The sequence below is a fragment of the Actinosynnema sp. CA-299493 genome, assembly GCF_050946825.1.
Classification (GTDB): domain Bacteria; phylum Actinomycetota; class Actinomycetes; order Mycobacteriales; family Pseudonocardiaceae; genus Actinosynnema.
The window spans coordinates 2,120,159-2,139,208 of the sequence record NZ_CP191993.1; the positions used below are offsets into that span (position 1 = coordinate 2,120,159).

At 71.8% G+C, this 19,050-nt stretch carries 17 protein-coding genes and 1 pseudogene; 8 read left to right on the forward strand and 10 right to left on the reverse strand.

Features of this window, described 5'->3' with window-relative positions; all coding sequences use genetic code 11:
* Window positions 1-438: 438 nt before the first annotated feature.
* Window positions 439-1,356 carry a glycosyl hydrolase family 18 protein gene (locus ACQPYE_RS10255; RefSeq protein ID WP_498720811.1) on the forward strand — a complete coding sequence of 306 codons (918 nt, stop codon included), beginning with the start codon at window positions 439-441 and terminating at the stop codon, window positions 1,354-1,356.
* Window positions 1,357-1,384: 28 nt separating this feature from the next.
* Here the strand turns inward: ACQPYE_RS10255 and ACQPYE_RS10260 are convergent, their stop codons facing one another.
* A complete protein-coding gene (locus tag ACQPYE_RS10260) occupies window positions 1,385-2,170 on the reverse strand; it encodes an FHA domain-containing protein (RefSeq protein WP_498720812.1) in 786 nt (261 codons plus the stop codon).
* 142 nt (window positions 2,171-2,312) lie between these two features.
* Between ACQPYE_RS10260 and ACQPYE_RS10265 the strand changes: the two genes are divergently transcribed.
* The 3 genes from ACQPYE_RS10265 (at window position 2,313) to ACQPYE_RS10275 (ending at window position 5,572) form a co-directional block, all read left to right on the forward strand.
* Entirely contained in the window at window positions 2,313-4,220 is a 1,908-nt protein-coding gene (locus ACQPYE_RS10265) for a serine/threonine-protein kinase (RefSeq protein ID WP_498720813.1), read from the forward strand.
* Window positions 4,221-4,251: 31 nt separating this feature from the next.
* Window positions 4,252-4,935, forward strand: coding sequence for a nucleotidyl cyclase domain-containing protein (locus tag ACQPYE_RS10270; protein WP_498720814.1), 684 nt, complete (start codon window positions 4,252-4,254; stop codon window positions 4,933-4,935).
* Window positions 4,936-5,113: 178 nt separating this feature from the next.
* The gene (locus ACQPYE_RS10275) at window positions 5,114-5,572 is read left to right on the forward strand and encodes a hypothetical protein (RefSeq protein WP_498720815.1); all 459 of its coding nucleotides are present in this window, start codon (window positions 5,114-5,116) and stop codon (window positions 5,570-5,572) included.
* 428 nt (window positions 5,573-6,000) lie between these two features.
* Here ACQPYE_RS10275 and ACQPYE_RS10280 read toward each other — a convergent pair whose 3' ends face one another.
* The 4 genes from ACQPYE_RS10280 to ACQPYE_RS10295 all read right to left on the reverse strand — a co-directional run bounded on the left by ACQPYE_RS10280 (window position 6,001) and on the right by ACQPYE_RS10295 (window position 9,165).
* Window positions 6,001-6,564, reverse strand: a complete 564-nt coding sequence (locus ACQPYE_RS10280) for a TetR/AcrR family transcriptional regulator (RefSeq protein WP_498720816.1) — start codon at window positions 6,562-6,564, stop codon at window positions 6,001-6,003.
* A complete protein-coding gene (locus ACQPYE_RS10285; RefSeq protein WP_498720817.1) occupies window positions 6,557-7,393 on the reverse strand; it encodes an alpha/beta fold hydrolase in 837 nt (278 codons plus the stop codon). The genes ACQPYE_RS10280 and ACQPYE_RS10285 overlap by 8 nt, the downstream gene beginning before the upstream one ends.
* A 448-nt stretch (window positions 7,394-7,841) precedes the next feature.
* Complete coding sequence (locus ACQPYE_RS10290; protein ID WP_498720818.1) at window positions 7,842-8,219, reverse strand: STAS domain-containing protein; 378 nt, start codon at window positions 8,217-8,219, stop codon at window positions 7,842-7,844.
* 187 nt (window positions 8,220-8,406) lie between these two features.
* Window positions 8,407-9,165 (reverse strand): GAF and ANTAR domain-containing protein, encoded by a 759-nt coding sequence (locus tag ACQPYE_RS10295; protein WP_498720819.1) that lies wholly within the window; start codon window positions 9,163-9,165, stop codon window positions 8,407-8,409.
* A 404-nt stretch (window positions 9,166-9,569) separates the two neighbouring features.
* Between ACQPYE_RS10295 and ACQPYE_RS10300 the strand changes: the two genes are divergently transcribed.
* Window positions 9,570-9,923, forward strand: coding sequence for a transposase (locus ACQPYE_RS10300; protein WP_498720820.1), 354 nt, complete (start codon window positions 9,570-9,572; stop codon window positions 9,921-9,923).
* A gap of 93 nt (window positions 9,924-10,016) precedes the next feature.
* Window positions 10,017-10,457, forward strand: coding sequence for a hypothetical protein (locus tag ACQPYE_RS10305; protein WP_498720821.1), 441 nt, complete (start codon window positions 10,017-10,019; stop codon window positions 10,455-10,457).
* 22 nt (window positions 10,458-10,479) lie between these two features.
* On the opposite strand, the gene ACQPYE_RS10310 is transcribed toward ACQPYE_RS10305, so the two are convergent.
* The 4 genes from ACQPYE_RS10310 to ACQPYE_RS10325 are packed head-to-tail and all read right to left on the reverse strand — an operon-like array spanning window position 10,480 to window position 15,662.
* Window positions 10,480-12,099, reverse strand: coding sequence for an ABC transporter ATP-binding protein (locus tag ACQPYE_RS10310; RefSeq protein ID WP_498720822.1), 1,620 nt, complete (start codon window positions 12,097-12,099; stop codon window positions 10,480-10,482).
* Entirely contained in the window at window positions 12,096-12,971 is an 876-nt protein-coding gene (locus ACQPYE_RS10315) for an ABC transporter permease (protein ID WP_498720823.1), read from the reverse strand. Before ACQPYE_RS10315 ends, ACQPYE_RS10310 begins: the two co-directional genes overlap by 4 nt.
* Window positions 12,968-13,990: an ABC transporter permease gene (locus ACQPYE_RS10320; protein WP_498720824.1), complete on the reverse strand. Its 1,023-nt coding sequence runs from the start codon at window positions 13,988-13,990 to the stop codon at window positions 12,968-12,970. The genes ACQPYE_RS10315 and ACQPYE_RS10320 overlap by 4 nt, the downstream gene beginning before the upstream one ends.
* Before the next feature lie 49 nt (window positions 13,991-14,039).
* On the reverse strand, window positions 14,040-15,662 hold the full coding sequence (locus tag ACQPYE_RS10325; protein WP_498720825.1) for an ABC transporter substrate-binding protein: 1,623 nt from the start codon (window positions 15,660-15,662) through the stop codon (window positions 14,040-14,042).
* A gap of 193 nt (window positions 15,663-15,855) precedes the next feature.
* Here ACQPYE_RS10325 and ACQPYE_RS10330 point away from each other — a divergent pair, with 193 nt between their 5' ends.
* Entirely contained in the window at window positions 15,856-16,752 is an 897-nt protein-coding gene (locus ACQPYE_RS10330) for an ABC transporter substrate-binding protein (RefSeq protein ID WP_498720826.1), read from the forward strand.
* Window positions 16,753-16,807: 55 nt separating this feature from the next.
* Window positions 16,808-18,280, forward strand: a complete 1,473-nt coding sequence (locus ACQPYE_RS10335; protein WP_498720827.1) for an MFS transporter — start codon at window positions 16,808-16,810, stop codon at window positions 18,278-18,280.
* Window positions 18,281-18,370: 90 nt separating this feature from the next.
* Here ACQPYE_RS10335 and ACQPYE_RS10340 read toward each other — a convergent pair.
* A pseudogene (locus ACQPYE_RS10340) lies at window positions 18,371-18,805 on the reverse strand (serine hydrolase); the annotation flags it as partial.
* Window positions 18,806-19,050 lie beyond the last annotated feature (245 nt).

Genomic DNA, 19,050 nt, shown 5'->3' on the forward strand with positions numbered 1-19,050 from the left:
AATCGGAGCGTGTGCGAGTGGGCACGTCGCGGAACCATACGCGTCCGGCAAGGCCTTGACCAGGCATGAAGTACCGTGCTGCGGATACCCGAACAGGGTCGGGTGACCCAGGGCGACCTGTCGGCACAATCAGTGGTCTGTTATTCCGGGTGACATCGCCACGATTCTCGGCACGTTTGCGGGCGGGTCGTCCGCGAACTGCGGAAAGATGAACTGCGGGTGTGCGTCCTTGCGCCGTCCGGGAGACTTTCTGTACCCGCTCGGCCCTGCGAGGTGTCGGAATTCGATCACACGGTCTGTCGTGCGGGTGCGGCGCGCGTTTCCGGTGCGGTCGCCCGATGGGGTGGGGTTGGTGGCGTCCGGTGCGTGCGACGGGTGGTCGGGTAGCCGTGACCAGTACCGGCCGGCACCGGCCGTCACCGAAATGACAGGACAGCCATGACGAACGCCAAGCGCACGATCCTCTACTACCAGACGCACTTCGCGAAGGTCGGTCAGACCGAACACCTGGTCTCCCCGTTGGCCCTGGTGACCAATGACGCCGGGGTCACCGACATCAACCTCGGCGCCGTCCACCTCAACGACCTCGACCAGGACGACCAGAAGGACGCCCCGCTCACCATCAACGACACCGTGCCCGAGGCGGACAAGTTCAAGCCCATGTGGGAGGAACTGGAAGAGATCCAGGCGAACCGGAGCGCTCAGCGGACGCAGGTGCACGCCTTCGTCGGCGGTGCCGCGGAAGGTACTTTCACCCGGCTCGAGAAGCATTTCGGCCGCTACTACCCGTTGCTGCGGGGATTCCTGGAGAAGTACCACTTCGACGGCGTCGACCTGGACATCGAGACGGAGGGGCGGAAGATGGAGAATCCCACGAAGGCGATGGGAGCACTCATCGACCAGCTCAGGCGGGACTTCGGGGACGGGTTCACGATCTCCCTGGCGCCCGGTGCCAGGGAACTGACCCAGGACGAAGGCGGACTGTCCTGCGTCAAGTACAAGGAACTCCACAAAACGCACGGCCAGGCGATCACGCGCTTCCACGCCCAGTTCTACTGCGGCTGGGGTGACATGTCCACAAAGGATGGTTACTTGACCGTGGTGCGCGACAGCGGCATCCCCGCCGAGAAGATCGTGGCCGGGGTGGTGACCCGCCGAGGCCATTGCGACGGCGCGGGTTACGTCGGCCTGGCCGACCTCAAGGAGGTCATCGCGGCCGTCAAGAAGGACTGCCCCGGTTTCGGTGGCGTCTTCGGCTGGGAGTACCACCGCTCGGGCGAGAGCGACGGCCCGCAGTACCAGGACAAGCCCTGGCTGTGGGCGAAGGAGGTCTCCACGGCCCTGCGCGGCGACTGAACGGCTGGCACGGTCCGCGCACGACTGCTCAGGGTGCGCGCGAGTCGTCCACGAGGTCGAGGTCCAGCGGGACGAGGGTGGTCGAGGAGACCAGTTCGCGCAGCAGGTTGTCGGTGAGGGTCAGGCCGACCGGCTCGCCCACCTCCTCGCGCAGCAAGCCGTAGACGCCGTTCGCGGCCAGGCGGGTGCGGACGGCGGCGACGGTGTGCTCGACGCGCTTGATCGTCCACTTGTCGGCCGGGTTCAGCTCGGTGAGCTGCCGCGCCGCCTGCTGACGGGACAGCGGTGACGGGTGGGGGTCGTGGAGGAGGTAGCGCCGGCCCAGCACGACGAGTGCCAGGCGTTCGTCTCGGCTGAGCCGCCAGCGCTTCGGCGGCTGGGTGACGTCGCCGGGGCGGGCCGCGGGCGGACCGCCCGACGGGCCCGCGACGTACAGTTCGAGGACGTGCTCGCGGCCCCGTGAGCCGCGCAGGAACAGCGGCGTGTAGCCGGTCGCCAGCGGGTGCGGCTCGCCGTCGTGGTGCAGCATGAGGGAACCCGCCAGCCGGATCGGGGAGCGTCCGGTGTTGCTGACCCACCACCGGCCCTCCCTGTGGTCGAGCAGGCCGTGCCGGCGGCTGACCATCAGGTCGTTCTCGCCGACGCACACCTCGACCTCCGGCCGGTTGCGGCCGAACCGGACGAGGTGTCCCTCCGCCGGGTCCGCGGTGACGCCGCCCGCCAGCGTGAGCGCGCACAGCGCGCCGGGTGCGATGTGAGCGGCGCCGAGCACCAGGCTGCGCCTGGCGATCGGCTCCAGGGGCGTGAGCGGCATGTGGGCCTCCCGGTGGCTGCTGGTGTGCCGCCACGGTAGGGCGGCGGGCAGGGGACCGGTCCCGACCGGCGGGGGTCGGCAGTGCTCCGAGCGGGTGACGGAACGTGTCGTCCGCACGGCGGTGACTGCTACCTTCCGACAGGTGCACCGCAACGCTCTGATCGCGAGCCGTTACCGGTTGGACGAGCAGATCGGCGTCGGAGGCATGGGCGTCGTGTGGCGGGCAACCGACACGGAGTTGGGCCGGCAGGTGGCGCTCAAGCGGTCCAGCACCGGGGACGGCGGCCAGATCAGGCGTGAGGCGAGGATGGGCGCCGGCCTGCACCACCCCCACGTGGTCACGGTGTTCGACGTGGTGGTCGACGCGGGCGACCGGTGGCTGGTGATGGAGTACCTGCACGCGCGCAGCCTGTCGGCGGTGCTCCAGGTGGACGGCCCGCTCGTGCCGGAAGCCGCGGCACGGCTGGGCGCGCAGATCGCCGCCGCGTTGGCGGCGATGCACGAGCGCGGGATGGTCCACCGGGACGTCACGCCGGGCAACATCCTCCTCGCGGAGGACGACACCGCGAAGCTGACGGACCTCGGTATCGCGCGGTGGGCCGAGGTGACCCTCACCGGGGACGCGCAGATCGCCGGCACACCCGCCTACCTGGCGCCCGAGGTGGCAGCCGGTGGTGAGGCGCGGGCGTCGTCGGATGTGTTCTCCCTGGGCGCGGCGCTGTTCACCGCGGTGCTGGGCCACCCACCGCTCCGGTCCGGAGACGAGGTCCGGGGGTGGGGCCGGGTGATGACGGGGGAGCAGGACGGCACGGAGGACCTCGGGGCACTGGCTCCGGTGCTGGCCCGGCTGCTGCGGCACGACCCCGCCGAACGCCCGAGCGCGGTGGAAGCCAAGGAGCTGCTCGAAGCCGTCGCGGGGGTCACGATTCCGCCGGCACCGCTGTCCGACCCGACACCGCTGTCCGATCCGGTACCGCCGATCGTGAGCGGTCGGCGATGGCCCGGCCGGCGCGCGCTGAGGCTGACGGTGGCGGCGGTCGTGGTGGTGGGGCTCGCGGTGGGGTCGGTGGTCTACTTCACCGCCGACCGGTCCCACCCGTCGGACCGCGGCACGGTCGGGGACAAGCGCACCGCGGACCCGTGCGCACTGCTCGATCCGGCGACGATGTTCCGGTTCGGCGAGAACCCGGTCCAGGTCGATTCCGAGTACGGCGGGTTCAACCAGTGCGGCCTGGTGCTCAGGCTCGACAGCCGCGAGGACAACATCGCGGAAGTGCGGCTGGAGATCCTCGATCCCCCCGAGTACGAGGTTCAGCCCCACACCCCCGGTGAGCTCGGGCCGATCAGGCTGGAGCCCGAACGGGACGGGGTGTGTCGACGGCCGATCCCGTTGGCGGACGGCAACGAAGTCCTGATCACGGCGCGCAACCAGGGCGGGCACCCCAGCGAGGTGTGCGCCATGGCCGACGCGGTGGCGAGTGCCGCCCTGGCCCGGCTCGGCCGGGGGCCGATCCCGCGTCGCACCGAGCCCTTCCCCTCCTGGTCGCTGGCCCACGTCGACGCCTGCGGCACCCTGGCGGCCGACGACCTCGCCACCGCGTTCGCCGGCATCGCCGTCACGGCGGAACCCGCCTTCGGCAACTGGACGTGCTACTGGGAGGACGGACCGCTCCAGGTGACCGTCGGGTTCGCGCGGGAGTGGCGGGAATCGCCGGAGGAGGGCGAGACCGTGCTCCGGATCGGGGCGAGCACGGCGACCGTGGACCTGATCACCTCCGGCGACGGGGACGAGGGCTGTGAGGTCGACCTCCCGCGCCGCGGCTACGACAAGGACACCGCCATCCACGACGAGTGGGTGGAGACGGCCACGGTCACCCTGGAGACCTCGGACGAGTCCACCGCACCGAGAGCATGTGCACCGGCGCGATCGCGCTCGCGCGGGCGGTGGAGGACCGACTCCCGGCGATCTGACCCGGTTCGCGACGGGGAGGGCACCCGAAAAGGATTACTACGCTCCGGCGGTGACGAGTCGAACGATCCGGGACCGTGATCGCGGATCGCACCGCGAGGAGGTTGGGCCGATGCTCGACGAGGTTGTCACACCCGTGCACAGGACCGTGGTCGTCGTGGACGTCGAGGACTCGACGTCGCGGACGAACACCGCACGAGCCAGGCTCCGGCGGTCGATGTACGAGCTGATCGGCGACGCGTTCCGGGCCAGCGGCATCGGGGAGCGGTGCCTGGACCCGTTCTTCGACCGGGGAGACGGGCTCATGGCGCTGGTGCGCCCTTCGGATGACGTGCCCAAGACGTTGCTGCTGCACACCTTCGCGCCGACGCTGGCCGGGCTTCTCGCCGCGCACAACGGGAACCGGCCCGACGACAGGTTCAGGTTGCGGGTCGCGATACACGCCGGTGAGGTGCACTACGACCGCTACGGCGTGTTCGGCGAGGCGGTCGACCTGGCTTTCCGCCTGGTGAGCGCGCCGAAGGTGAAGGCGGGGCTGCGCCAGGCGTCGGCGCCGCTCGTCCTGGTGGTCTCCGACGACATCCGCCACTCCGTGATCCGCCACCACTACGACGGCGGCGCCGGGCAGGTGTTCGAGCCCGCGGTGCGCCTGTGGTTCGCCGGGAGGCAGCAGTGCGGGTGGGTGAGCCTGTCCACGCCGCTCGGCGTCTCCTCGCCGGCCCGCGCCGGCCGGCCGGACCCTTCCCTCCCGCCGGATGCCTCCCCCGCGCGTTCGGCTTCACCGCTGGTCGCCTGATCGGTGCCGGGACCTCGTGCTCACCGACGTGGCACTGCGGCCATGGTGCGCGACCATCGCAGCCCGGAGACCGAGTCCGATCCGCAGGTCGCACCGTTCGGTCGATGTCGCGGATGGCCGGGACCGGTGATGCTGGTCACCGCCACACCGGATCGCCTCATCCGAAGGGGTCGAACTCGTGCGAAGACTGTCCCGTGCCCTCGCGGCCGTCATCGGTGTCCTGCTGCTCGTCGTCCTGCCCGCGACGGCTCGGGCCGAACCCGACCGGGTGGCCGGTTCACCGGTCGGAGTCCAGGCCGGCGGGCTCGAATGCACGGTCTACCCCTATTGGACCTATCCGCCCGTCTACAGCAACTCCTGCGCCTCTCCGCGTCCGTCGTACAGCTCCACCATCGCCTTCCGGGTGCAGTCGCCGACTCCGGGAGCCACCTACTCCTGGTCGCTGAGCGGCGCACCGCTGCCGTCGACCTGCACGTCCACGTCGTCCACCTGCGCCGTGACGGTGAACACCACCCGGGCCGACCGCTACGTCACGGCGACCGTCGTCGTCTCGGTGGCCGGCACGATCGGCCAGTTCGAGTCCTACGCCTGGGCGCTCGCGGCCTGTCCCGGACCGACCGGCGTCGAGTTCTGCTGAGCGGAAGAACCTCCGGGCGATGCGCCGTCGAGGGCCGCGGGTTCAGTACTTCGCCGGCCGGCCACGATCGGGAACCGGGCGAAGAAGGGCACCGATCCGGCGAACGGCATCGTGGCGACCGACGCGGAGTCCTTCAGCTGCGCTTTCCGGTGATGGTGCGTTTTCCGGTGGGATGACCGACGGCCGTTGTCCCCCGTGAGGACTACGGAAAAGTGTCCACACCAAGGGGAATCCGCAGCGGCGCGGTCGCACTGCCGAGGACCGCGCGGCCTGGCCGCTCACCGCGGGGATGCCCGCCGACATCCGGGCGTGCGCGTTCTGGCCGAAGCCGATCGAGGAGCCCGTCCGCGTGACGGACGAGGGACCGCGCAACACGCTGATCCTCCAGAACCGCGTGCCGGTAGCCGGGGAGCTCCTGGTGGGTGGGTTCACGTGCGCTGGAGGGGTGTCCGGAGACCGGTGACCACCATGTGGATCAGCAGGTCGTAGGTCTCGTCCAGCTTTTCGGGCAGTTGGAACGCGTTCTCCGCTTGCAGCACCGCGAAGCCGTGCATGGCCGCGCGCAGGCAGCGGGTCGCGTGGATGGCTTCGGCGTCCTCCAGGCCGTACGCGCGCAGGGCGGCCAGCATGATGTCGATCAGCCGCTGCCCGGCCCGCGCCACCATCGGCTCGGGCGTCTGGACGAGCGCGGCGTAGCGGTGCGGGTGCTCCACCACGTACTCGCGCCAGGTCGTCATGAGCGCGCGGATCGCCTCGTCGGCGGCTCGGCCGAGCACCGCGCCACCGATCCGCTCGGCCAGGTCGTCGATGACCTGCACCGACATGAGCGCGCGCAGCTCGGCCAGGTTGCGGACGTGCTTGTAGAGCGACGGCGTGGCGACGCCCGCGCGGGAGGCCACTGCCGCCAAGGTCAGCGCGGCGGGGCCTTCCTCGTCGACCAGGCGCAGCGCCACGTCGACCACCGCGTTCGCGGACAGCGCCGCCCTAGCCACGGGTGTCCGCCCCGAGGAAGGCCAGGACCGCTGCGGCGACCTCGGTCGGGAACTGCACGTGCGGGTAGTGGCCCGCGCCCTCGATCACCTCGACCCGGCCCAGTCCCGGCGGCATGGCCGCCACGATGCCCTCGCCCTCGGCGCGGGCATCGGTCCAGTCGGGGTCCAGCGAGCCCTCGACGACCAGCGCGGGGCAGCGGATGTCGCCGAGCCGGGCGCCCGCGTCGGTGGGCGCGGACATGCCCATGCTGCTCACCACCGCCATCCGGCCGGGCCTGCGGAGGTCGGCGTCGAGCGCGGCGACGTGCCCGTCGAAACCCGCCGGCTTGGCGCCGGGGTAGGCGTGGTCGAGGTAGCGCTTCCACAGCCCGACGCTGCGGAACACCCCCGCGCCCATGAGCAGCGCCATTCCCTTGCGGTAGCGGGGATTGGCGAGCACACCGCGGAAGTCGACCTTCTGCGCCCGGGTGAACGGGCTGATCTGCACGATGGCGCTGACCGACTCGGGCTCCAGCGCGGCCGCGATGGTGACGGAACCGCCGGTGAACGAGTGGCCCACGAGCACGGCCGGACCGCCCAGGTGCCGGACCACGGCGAGCAGGTCGGCCGCCGAGTCGGTGCGGCTGTAGGAGGCCCAACCGGTGCTGGACTCGCCGTGGCCGCGCTGGTCCACGGTGGCGACCCGGTACCCGGCGTCGGCCAGTCGGCCGGCCACCTCGCGGTAGGCGGCCCGGTTGTCGCCCATGCCGTGGGCCAGCACGATCAGCGGCCCGTCGCCGATCACGTCGTAGGCGAGCCGGCCGCCATCGAGCTCCAGGAACCGCGTCATGATCCATCCCCTGTCAGCTAATGACTGTAGCCCATAAGCTAATGCCATTAGCCGCAGCTGTCAACCGACTCGACCTGGGCGGAACCGCCGCGTCGATCCGGCGTGGCCTCGGTGGCAGGTGGGGATCGGGGTGGCAGGCGGGGATCGGGCGCGGTGCGGATCAGGCCGGGTCGCGCCCAGGTCCGACCCGCACCGCGCAACCAGACCGCCGTGGGCGCTGTCTGCTCAACGACACCGCGTCGAGCCTGGCCCACCACTTTCGCGGTCCCGCCGTACCCGCACGCGTGGGCACGGCGAGGCTTGGTTACCCCTCGGGTCTGCCTCAAACACGTCTGCGGCAGACCTCGTGATCCGAGTTCCGGGGTGGTCGACGTGATCGCTTCCGACGCGCTGTCGCCGCGGTCGGGAGTCCGGCCCGGCCACGAGTGCCGCCTCCGGGCGCCACCGCCTACGCGGCTGATCGGGCGATGTCCAGGGCTTCCCGCAGCGTCGGGCGCACCCGCAGCACCTCCACCGTCCCGGTGACCTGCAACGTCCTGAGGACCGGACGCCGACCCGCCGCCACGGCGAACCCGACGCCCAACCGGGCCGCCCGCTCGCGTGCCTCCAGCATCGCCGTCACGCCCAGCGAACCGAAGAACTCCACGCCTTCCAGATCGACCACCAGGCCGACGGGCCGCCGGTCCAACCGGGCGATCAGCTCCGCGCTGATCACCTCGACGCTGCCGTGGTCCACCTCGCCGCTCACGCTGGTGACCAGCACCCCGTCCTGCTCGGTGTGCGCGATGTCGACCCACGGGCCGATGTCGATGAGTCGGTCGTCCACCTGAGGGGACCACCCTTCGCCTTGTGACGGCGGGAACGCTCGTCCGAGCACGCTGTTGAACCCGGGAGGACGTTCCGCGAACAGCCCGCGACGTCACCGGGCACCACCACGGTACGACGCCATTCGGTGAAACTCCAACCTCGGCGGACCGGCCGGGAAGTGAGTTCACCTGACGGGACGACAGCGGTCAGAGCGGGACGCCGTCGAGGCCGGTGATGCGGTGACGGGCCAGCACTCCGTCGAACTCGCCGCACTCGTGGGCGGCCACGAGGTCGTGGGCGATGTCGCGCAGCTTGCGGTTGGTGCGCTGGGACGCCTGCCGCAGCTGCGTGAAGCTCCGGTCGGTGTCGTGGGCGAAGTGCCGCATCAGCAGGCCCTGGGCCAGGCCGATGGTGTGGCGGGTGTCGAGCGCCGTGGTCAGGTGCCGCACCAGTTGCCTGCTGTGGTGCAGCACCTCGATGTTGTCCAGGGCGACGCCGGCGTGCAGGGCGATCAGCAGGATGATGTCGTAGGAGTGGTCGTTGAACCGGTGCGGTTCCCGCGACAGCAGCACCGCCGCGGCGGTGGGGGAGTGCTGGGTGGGCACGGGCAGCACGAGGCAGCTGCGGTGGCCGTCCTCGGCGAGGCGTGCGGCGAACAGCGGCCAGCGGTGGTCCTGCGCGGTGTCGCCCAGGCGGCGCGGCTCGCGGTAGCGCAGCACCTCGCGGACCGGGTCGCCCCCGGCGGCGGCGAGGTCGGGCGGCGGGTGACCGGTGGACGCGGCGATGTCGACCTCGCCCCCTCGATCGACCGCGAGGAGCGCCAGCTCACAGCCCGGGACGGCACGGACCAGGTGCTCGGTGAACCGGCGCCCGACCTCTTCGTGCTCTTCGTCCTCGACCAACCTGCCCATCCGGACCAACTCGGAAGCCAGTGCGCGGACGGAGACGTCCTGGTCATGTGTCATCGGTGCACCCCTCGACAGGCCGCGCCCCGCACGACGGTCACGAGACCGGGCGGAGCTGGGAACCGGGATGCTGTGCTGCTCAACACCCTTCAAGCGGCCAACATAACGCACTCCCGGGCCGGGTTCCCCGACCTGTGACGGCGGAGGCAGTCGGCGCGCACCGGGACGCGGACGGCCTCGTCGTGCCCGGGCAGGCGGGCGGCGCCGTTGTCGGTGCGGCGGGAAGATCATGCCTCCGCGCGGCCCGCGGCGCGTGATCACCGCAGCTCAACGGGCCGGTGCGGCGTTCTCGCACCCGGCGCCCGTCGATCCGCCCACCGCCGGTCTCGAGCCCGCCCTGGCTGGTCTGGTCAGCGCGAACAGTCGTTACGCTGTGTCGAGCCGGTGATGACGGAAGGGTGGCCATGGTGTTCGAGCGGAAGTACAGCGACGAGGTGCGCGACGCCGCTGTCCGCCGCGTCGTCGAGCGCCGCCAGGCGGAGCCGGGCAACCGGTCGATCCTGCGCGAGGTGGCCGAGGAGTTCGAGGTCGGCGAGCAGTCCCTGCGGATCTGGGTGAAACGGCTGGACGACGGGATGTTCAGCGTGGGCGAGGCGGTCAGGCTGCGGCAGGCGCCGCGGGAGCGGTTGCTCGCGCGCATCGCCGAGCTGGAGGCGGAACTGGAGTCCGCGCACGTCCGGATCGGCACGATGGAGGAGGAGATCGAGGTGCTGAAGAAGGCCTCGGTGATCTTCGCCGCGGAGCTGGCCAAGCGGTGACGGGGTCCGCGGTGTCCAAATAGCGGTACGGCTCCGGTCCGAAGGGGTGCTTGGCGCACACTGGACGCGCGACCTCGCGCTCTCGGAGGGCAGATGACCGGCTACGACTACATCAGCGCCATCACCGGCTGCACGACCGACGTCGGCGGGCGCTTCGCCGTGCGCGGTCCGGCGTTCGAGCTCCTCGCCGACGGCTCGGTGGCTTCGGGTGGCCCCGGCAAGGCCCCCGGACCGCTCGACCTGCTGGTCTCCGCGCTCGTGGTCAACCTCCTCAACGTGCTGCGCACCGACGGCGACCCCGACGCGGACAACCCCGGCACGCGGGCGGTGAACGTGCGCGCGCGCACGTCCCGCTACACCCCGAACCGGCTCAAGGTGGGCCGGGTGCTGGTCGAGGTGCTGGTGGACGGGTTGGCCGAGCCGGAGGTCGAGCTGCTGCTGGAGCAGTACCGCGCGGGCTGCCGGGTGCTGCCCGCCGTGTCGACCGTGCTGGACGTGGACATCCGCGCGGTGGTGCCCGCCCCGGTCGGTTGACCGCGGCCGGCCGGGGTGGGGGTCACCCGGCCAGCAGCGCCTGCGTGTAGTGGTGCCGCGGCGCCAGGACCACCTCCGAGGTCGGCCCGTGCTCCACGATGCGCCCGGCGCGCATGACCGCCACGTGCCGTGCGACGTCCGCGACCACCGCCAGGTCGTGGGTGACCAGGAAGTAGGTCAGGTTCAGCTCGCGCTGGAGTTCGACGAGCAGGTCGAGCACGCGGGCCTGGACCGTGGCGTCCAAAGCGGACACCGGCTCGTCCAGGACGAGCAGCTCGGGGCGCGGCGCCAGTGCCCTGGCGATGGCGACGCGTTGTCGTTGGCCGCCCGACAGCTCGGCCGGTTTGCGGTCCTCGTAGGACCGCGGCAGGCGGACCAGGTCGAGGAGTTCGCGCAGGCGGGCGTGGCGTTCGGCGCGGGTGCCGGTCCGGAAGGAGTCCAGCGGCTCGCTGATGATGTCGCGCAGGGACAGCCGGGGGTTCAGCGACTCGAACGGGCTCTGGTACACCACCTGCACGTCGCGGCGCAGCGCCCGCAGTTCGGCGCGGCGCAGCGCGGGCACGTCGCGGCCGAGCACCCGCACCGAGCCGCGGTCGGGGCGTTCCAGGCCGAGGATCAGCCTGCTGGTGGTCGTCTTGCCCGAGCCGGACTCGCCGACCAGCGCGAACGTCGTGCCGCGTGGCACGACGAGCGAGACGTCGTCCACGGCCTGGGTGCCGCGCCTCGCGGTGCCGAACCGCTTGGCCACCGACACCAGCTCGATCGCCGGCGGCGCGGTGGGCTCACCCGCCGTCGCCTGGTTCGGCCGCCGCGCGTGGGCCTCCGCGATGCTGAGCACGCGGCCACCCGACACCCGGGCGGAACTGGCCAGCAGGGTGCGGGTGTAGTCGTGCGCCGGGTCGGCGAAGACGTCCTCGATCGGGCCGGCCTCGACCACCTCGCCGCGGTGCAGCACGACCGCGGTCTGGGCGTTGCGGCTGGCCAGGGCGAGGTCGTGGGTGATGAGCACGACCGTGGTGCCGTGCTTGGCGCGTGCGGTGTGGATGGCGCGCAGCACCTCTCGGCCGACCAGCGCGTCCAGTGCGCTCGTCGGCTCGTCGGCGATCACCAGGGCGGGTCGCTGCGAGAACGCGATGGCCACCAGCACCCGTTGGCGCATGCCGCCGGACAGCTCGTGCGGGTAGCGCGCCGTCAGCGCGTCCGGGTCGTCGAAGCCCAGGTCGAGCAGGTCCTGCCGGATGCGGGTGGCGACCTCGTCCGGTGACAGGGTGGACCGGGCCAGCGTGAACGCCTCGCGCAGCTGCGCGCCGACCGTCTTGGTCGGGTTGAGCGAGGCGATCGGGTCCTGCGGCACGAACCCGATGTGCCTGCCGCGCAGCTCCCGGAAGTCCTTGTCGCCGCGCCGGAGCACGTCCTCGCCCGCGAACTCGACGCGACCGCCGGCGATGTGCCCGTTGTGCGGCAACAGGCGCACGACGGCGTGCGCGAGGGTGCTCTTGCCCGAGCCGGACTCGCCGATCACCGCGGTCACCTGGCCCTCGGGGATGTCCAGGGAGACCGAGTCCAGGGCGGTGCCCACGGCGCCGTCGCGCGCGTGCCGGTAGGTGACGGTGAGGTCGGTGATGCGGACGAGCGGTGTCATGCGCGGTCCTCCTGGAACAGGTAGGCGATGCGGCTGAGCAGCACGACCACGGAGGTCAGCGCCAGGCCGGGGACGATGGCGACCCACCAGGCGTGCGCCAGGTACTTCTGGCCGCCCGCGATCAGCACGCCCCACTCCGCCGACGGCGGGGCCTCGCCGAAGCCGAGGTAGCTCAGCGAGCCGATCGCCAGCATGGCCAGGCCGAAGTGCAGCGCGGTGTAGGACAGCACGGGGTGCAGGATGCTGGGGATCACGTGCCGGGTGATCACCCGCAACGGCCCGGCGCCGCAGGTGCGGGCCGCTTCGACGTAGGTCAGCGTGCCGGACCGGACCACGCAGCCGCGGATCAGCCGGGCGAAACCGGTCGCCTCGCCGACGCCGATGGCGATCGCCGCCACGAACGCGCCGCGCCCGTAGGTGGTGATCACCGCGAGGGCGAGCAGCACACCGGGGATGGCCATGACCGCCTCGGTGAGGATGCCGAGCCCGCGGTCGAGCAGGCCGCCGGGGCGCAGCCCGGACAGCACGCCGACCACGACGCCGCCGGCCAGCGCCACCGCGACCGCGAGCACCGAGGAGAACAGCGAGATCCGCAGGCCGTGCACCACCCGGGAGAACAGGTCGCGGCCGATCTCGTCGGTGCCGAACCAGAAGTCGCCGCCGGGCGCGGTGAACGGCAGCCCGTCGAGTTCGTACGGGTCGTGCCAGGTCACCAGCTCCGGGAAGACGGCGACGAGCACCAGGAACGCGAACAGTGCCAGCAGTACGTGCAGCTCGCGGACCCGCCGCCGGCGCGGCCCTCGGACCGGGGCGGGGGCGCCCGGCGACACGGGCGCGGGTTCGACGACGGTGGTGGTGATGGTGTCGGTCACGCCCGGACCTCCTGGGCAACGGCGCCGGCCGCACGGCGGCGCAGACGTGGGTCGAGCAGCACGTACCCGATGTCGACCAGGGCGTTGACGGCCACGTAGGCGACCGCGAGCACCACGACCAGGCCGAGCACGACGGTCAGGTCGACGGCCTTGACCGAGTCGACCATCAGCCTGCCGAGCCCGACCCGGGAGAACACCACCTCGACCACCACCGTGCCCCCGAGCAGCTGCCCGACCCGCAGGCCGAACACCGCCAGGAACGGGAACGACGCGTTGCGCAGGCAGTGCCGGTACAGGGTGTGGAAGCGGCCGGCGCCCTTGGCGGGCGCGGTGACCGCCGCGTACGTGGCGCCGAGCTCGGCGCGCAGGCCGCTGATCAGCACCTGGGCGAACTGCGCGGCGCCGAGCAGCGCCAGCACCGCCGTGGGCAGCACCAGCGAGGCGAACCCCTGGCTGCCGTTGGACGGGAACCAGCCCAGCGTGAGGGAGAAGAAGTAGATGAACAGGATCCCGACCCAGAACACCGGCAGGCTCACGTAGGCCGACGGCGCCAGCGAGGCCAGCGAGCGGACCGACCGGGAACGCGGGTTGACCGCGAGCACGGCCAGCAGGAAGCCCAGCGGCACCGAGAGCGCCAGTGACGCGAGGGCCAGCGTGATCGTGTTCGGCAGCACCTCGCCGAGCAGCCGCGTGACCGGTTGCTCGGTGATCAGCGAGTGGCCGAGGTCGCCGCGCAGGAGGCCGGCCAAGCCGTCGAGGTACTGGGTCCACAGGCTGTCGGACAGGCCGATCTCGTCCCGGAGCAGGTCCAGGTCGAGGTCGGCGACGTCGGCCGAGCCGATGGTGTCGGTGGTGCCGACGCGGGCCAGCACGGCGTCGCCCGGCAGCACGAACAGCAGGAAGAAGGACGCGGAGTAGGCCGCGAAGATCACCGCGGCGGCGTGCGCGAGCTTGGCCGCCACGACGCGGGCGAGGTCGCGCGCGGCGCCGGCGCGGGTGGGCGGTTCTGGTTCGCTCATCGTTGGCTCCCAACGGGTCGGGGCCGCGGGGACGGCCCCGACCGGTGACTCACTGCTGGTCGATCCAGGCGTCGCCGAGCCACGGGATGTGGGTGGCTTCCAGCAGGGGCAGGTGCGTGCTGTTGCGGTGGGCGAGCGGCTGGATGAAGTCGTAGAGGGGGATGTAGTACGCCTCGTCGAGGACGATCTCCGAGGCCCGGGCGGCGAGAGCCTTGCGCGCGGCGATGTCCGGCTCGGCCAGGATCTGCCCGAAGATCCGGTCCAGCTCCTCGTCCAGGCCGCCGTAGGTGGAGCGCAGGACGTCGGCGTCGGGCCGGGTGCCCGAGCCCCAGGAGAACGAGTAGTTGCCGGACTGCAGGCGCTGGTTGAGCTCGGCCTGGGTGAGGCTGCCGAACTTCAGCTCGACGCCGATGGCCTTCCACTGGGACTGCACCACGGCGATGTTCGGCTCGTGCGAGATCGTGGACGGGCTGTAGACCAGTTCGAGGGACAGCCGGGCGCCGTCCTTGGCCCGGACGCCGTCCGCGCCCCGCCGCCAACCGGCCTCGTCGAGCAGGCGTTCCGCCGCCGCGACATCGGTCTTGATCTTGGCGGACTGGTCGGTGAAGTACGGGTTGCTCGCGGTGTAGGCGCCCTTGGGCGCGATGTCGATCGCGGAGGCGCGCTTGAGCACCGCGTCGCGGTCGACGGCCAGCGCCAGCGCGCGGCGGACCCGCACGTCGTCCAGGCCCGGCACCTCGGTGTTGGCCGCGAACCCGAGCGCCGACCCCGGCAGCGGCTCCCGCCGGATGGTGATCAGGGAGCTGGTGGAGAACTCGGTCTTGTCCGCCGGTTCGGTGTTGTGCAGCAGGTCGAGGCCGCCGGAGCGCAGCTCGGCCGCGGCGATGCTGTTGTCCTGGATGTTGCGCACCTCGATCTTGTCGAGGTAGGGCGCTCCCCGGTTCGCCGCGGGCTCGGGCGCCCAGGCGTAGTCCTCCCGGCGGACGAGCGTGTAGCCCTCCTCACCGCGGCTCTCCGCGGCGACGAACGGTCCGGAGCCGATGATGCCGAGACCTTCCTGGCGCTTCTCGAACGGCAGCTCGGCGGTGGCGGGCGCCACGACGCCGAGCACGGTGGTGGACACCGCCTGGAGGAACGACGAGTTCGGCTTGGCGAGGTCGAACACGACCGTGTGGGGGTCGGGCGTGGTGATCTGCGCGAGCGCGCCGATCCACTGGTTGGCGACGGCGTACTTGGCGCCGCCGTCGCGCAGCGCCTGGTAGCTCAGCCGGACCGCGGTGGCGTCGAGCTTCTCGCCGTTGCTGAAGGTGACGTCCTGGCGGAGCGTGAACGCGTAGCGGGTGGCGTTGTCGTTGACCTCCCACTTCGTGGCCAGCCACGGCGCGAACGTGCCGTCCGGGTTGTTGAACACCAGGGAGTCGACCAGGCCGCGCAACGGCACGGCCAGGCCGTAGCCGGTCGTGGTGGCGGGGTCGATCGACTTGCCGCCGCCCGCCGCCCGGTACTTCAGCACGCCGCCCTTGACGGGGGTGCTGCTCACGTTCTGCACGCCGCCGCCCGCCGCGGCGCAGCCGGAGAGCAGGAGACCGGCTGACGTCAACAGGGCGAGCGCCGCGGTGGCGCGTCGGGGGAGCCGGACGCGCCCGGTCGCGTCGCGGAGGTGCCGCTTCATCGTTGGTGACCCACTCTCGTCTCGAGCACGTGCGCCGTCCGCAGCCGGCGTGTGCGCCAGAACGTTAGAGCTGTCATCGCCCGTAGTGGATGCCGTCTCGCTATATGAAACTTCTACGGTGAAGTGCCTGAACTACCTAGTCTGTGCGTGCACCCGTCGTAGAACTTCTAGCGTTCGCACTTGGGGATACCTCATGCCGAAGATCAAGATTGAGGCGACCAGCGCCGTCTTCTACCTGCCGTACTACGTGGCGGAGGAGGAGGGCTACTTCACCGACGAAGGGCTGGAGGTCGAGCTCATCCGCCACCGGCCCTCCGACGAGACCGGGCTCCGCTTCATCGAGGACCCGCGCAAGGTGTCCTCGTTCAGCAGCTTCAAGCTGTTCGAGGCCGGCGCGTCGCAGCTGTACAACGCCTGCGAGTGGGGCCAGCTGCGCCGCTCCCAGGACAGCCAGGTCAACGGCAAGGTGGTGGCGCGCCGGGCCGCGGTCGCCAGCCAGGCGATCATCGTCCGCCCCGACTCGCCCTACAACGTCCCCGGCGACCTGGCCGGCGTCCGGGTCGGCGTGAACTTCCACCACGGCTCGCACTACCTGGTGCTGCAGACGCTGGAGGGCTTCCTGGCCCGCGCCGACATCAACCTGGTCGGCATCAAGGGCAAGGAGCGGTTCGAGGCGCTGCGCGACGGCGACATCGACGCCGTCGCGGTGATGGAGCCGTGGATCACGGTCGCCGAGAAGCAGGGCTACAAGGTGCTCGCCGAGGCGCACTACTACGGCGCGGAGGTCGCCAACGACTCGCTCGACGCCGAGACGTTCACCAGGATCAACCGGGCCGTGACGCGCGGCGTCGACCGGATCCACGAGGACATCCGGCCGTACCTCAAGTACTTCATCACGCAGGCGGCGCCGATCGCCGAGCTGGCGCCGGAGGACTTCAAGACCGGGCGGCTGCGCTACATCCACCCCGGCCCGTACCCGGAGGACCACTTCAACCGGACCCTGGACTGGGTGGCGAGCTGGGGCCTGATCGACCCGGGCAACGAGTTCGGCGCGCTCGTCGACTCCGGCAAGATCCTCCAGGAGGCCTGAGGACAGGCGGGCGGCGGCGCGGTCAGCGGTCGCGCCGCCGTCACGGGGTCCCACCATGCCCACCACCGTCGTCAACCGCCGGGCCGTGCTGCTGCTGTGCGGCACCACCGCCGGCTTCCTCCTGCTCGACATCCACAAGGTGTCGATCGCCGTGCCCGCGATCGAGCGCGCCCTGCGGCCCGGACCGGCGGGCATCCAGCTGATCCAGGCCGCCTACGTCGTCTGCTTCGCCATCACCCTGGTCCCCGCGGGCCGCGTCGGCGACGCGGGCAGGCGACTCGCGCTCGCCTACGCGGGCACCTACCTCTACCTGGCCGCCAGCGTGCTGTGCGCGGTCGCGCCCACCGCGGGTGTCGTCATCACGGGCCGAGCGCTGCTCGGTGTCGCCGCCGGGCTGCTCATGCCGCAGGTGATGGGCATCGTCCAGCAGCTGTTCCCCGCGGCGGAGCGCGGCAAGGCGTTCGGCGTCTACGGCATGTGCGTGAGCCTGGCGACCGCTCTCGGCCCGAGCCTGGGCGGGCTGCTGGTCACCACACCGCTGCTGGGCTGGCGCGGGGTGTTCGTGATGAACGTCCCGGTGGGCATCGCCCTGATCGTCGCGGTGCACACCCTGCTGCCCGCCGTCGGCCGTGACCAGGGCGGGCGGCGCAGGCCGGACATCGACGTCGTCGGCCTGGCCCTGGGCAGCCTGGCCCTGGTCGCGCTGCTGACCCCCTTCATCCTCACCACCGGTCGACCGTCCGACGTGGACGCGCGGTGGCTCGCGCTGGTCCCGGCGGTCGTGCTCGCGGCGCTGTTCGCGACCCGGTCACGACGACGCGTCGCGACGGGCCGCTCCGGCGTGATCGACCCGGCCCTGCTGCGCATCCCGTCGTTCCGCAACGGCGTGCTCGTCTCGCTCACCTGGTTCGCCGCCGGACCGGGCGTCGCGCTCGCGCTGACCGTCTACCTCCAGGAAGCCCGCGGTGTCACACCGTTCCTGGCGGGCCTGGTGGTGCTGCCGTCGTCGGCCACGTCCGTGCTGGGCGCCTGGCTCGGCGGCCGGCACGTCGCCGCGCTCGGCCGGGTGCTGACCGGCACGGGCATGCTGCTGGTGCTCGCCGGCACCCTGGGCACCGTGGCGCTGGTGCACTCGGACCTGTCGACGGCGGCCGTGCTGGCGGTGATCCCGGCGCTGCAACTCGTGCAGGGGCTCGGTGGCGGGCTGGTGGTCTCGCCCAACCACTCCATGACCCTCGTGGACGTCCCGCCCGCACAGGGCAGCGCGGCGGGCGCGATCGGTCAACTCGGCCAGCGCATCAGCAACAGCACCGGTGTCGCGGCCGCGTCGACCGCGTACTACTCGACGATCTACGGTGCGGGCTCCACGCTGACCGACGCCCCGGCTCCGCTGCACCGCGACGCGCTCGACCGGGCCACCGCGGTGGCCTGCCTGTTCCTGTGCGCGGCGATCGTCGTCGTGGCCGTCGACCTGCGCCGCCAGAACCGGGCGCGGCGCGAGGTGGACGCCGTCGCCGCGACGCCCTGAGATCCGCGTCCGGCGTCCCGGCGGCCGGCGGTCGCGTCAGGACGGGTCAGGCGCCGGTCGACCACGGCGTGGTGGAGCGTTCTTCGGAGGTCAGGTCCGGGCGGACCCGCCCGCCTCGTCGCCCGATCCGGCCTGCCCGGCGTCGAACACCTCGTCGACGAGCTTCTGCGTCGCCTTCCGGAACGCCTCGGCCAAGGACATCGAGGCGTCGTCCACGTAGTTCAGCGCGGCGGTCAGGGTCTTGCCGCCGTCGAGGGTGCTGTACATCAGCGCCGCGTGGCCCGCGATGCCGCCGTTGTGGGAGATGACGGTGCCGCCCCCGGCCGTGGTCACCACGAACACCCCCAGGCCGTAGTCCATGTTCGGGATGCCCGTCGGGTGCGGGGTGAGCATCTCGGCCAGCAGCGGGGCGGGCAGGAGCTCGCCGCCCACGAGCGCGGAGATGAACGTGTGGAGGTCACGGGTGGTCGAGATCATGTCGCCGCCGCTGGAGATCCAGGAGGGGTTCTGGCGGGTGACGTCGACCGTCTCCTGCTCGCCGGCGTCCTCGTACCGGTAGTAGGCGTGGGCGTGCGGCTCGGGGAGCTCCGGCCTCGTCGTGCACGCGCAGCAGGACCCCGACGCAACCGGCGTCGACGATGTCCTCGATCACCTCCCGCAGCTCCGGGCGGTCCGGCCCGGTCCGCTGGGTGAACTCGTCCTGGTCGGTAACGGTGCTGGACATGGTGGTGTGCTCCCGTGGATCCCTCGTAGCGGTTGTCGGGACCACG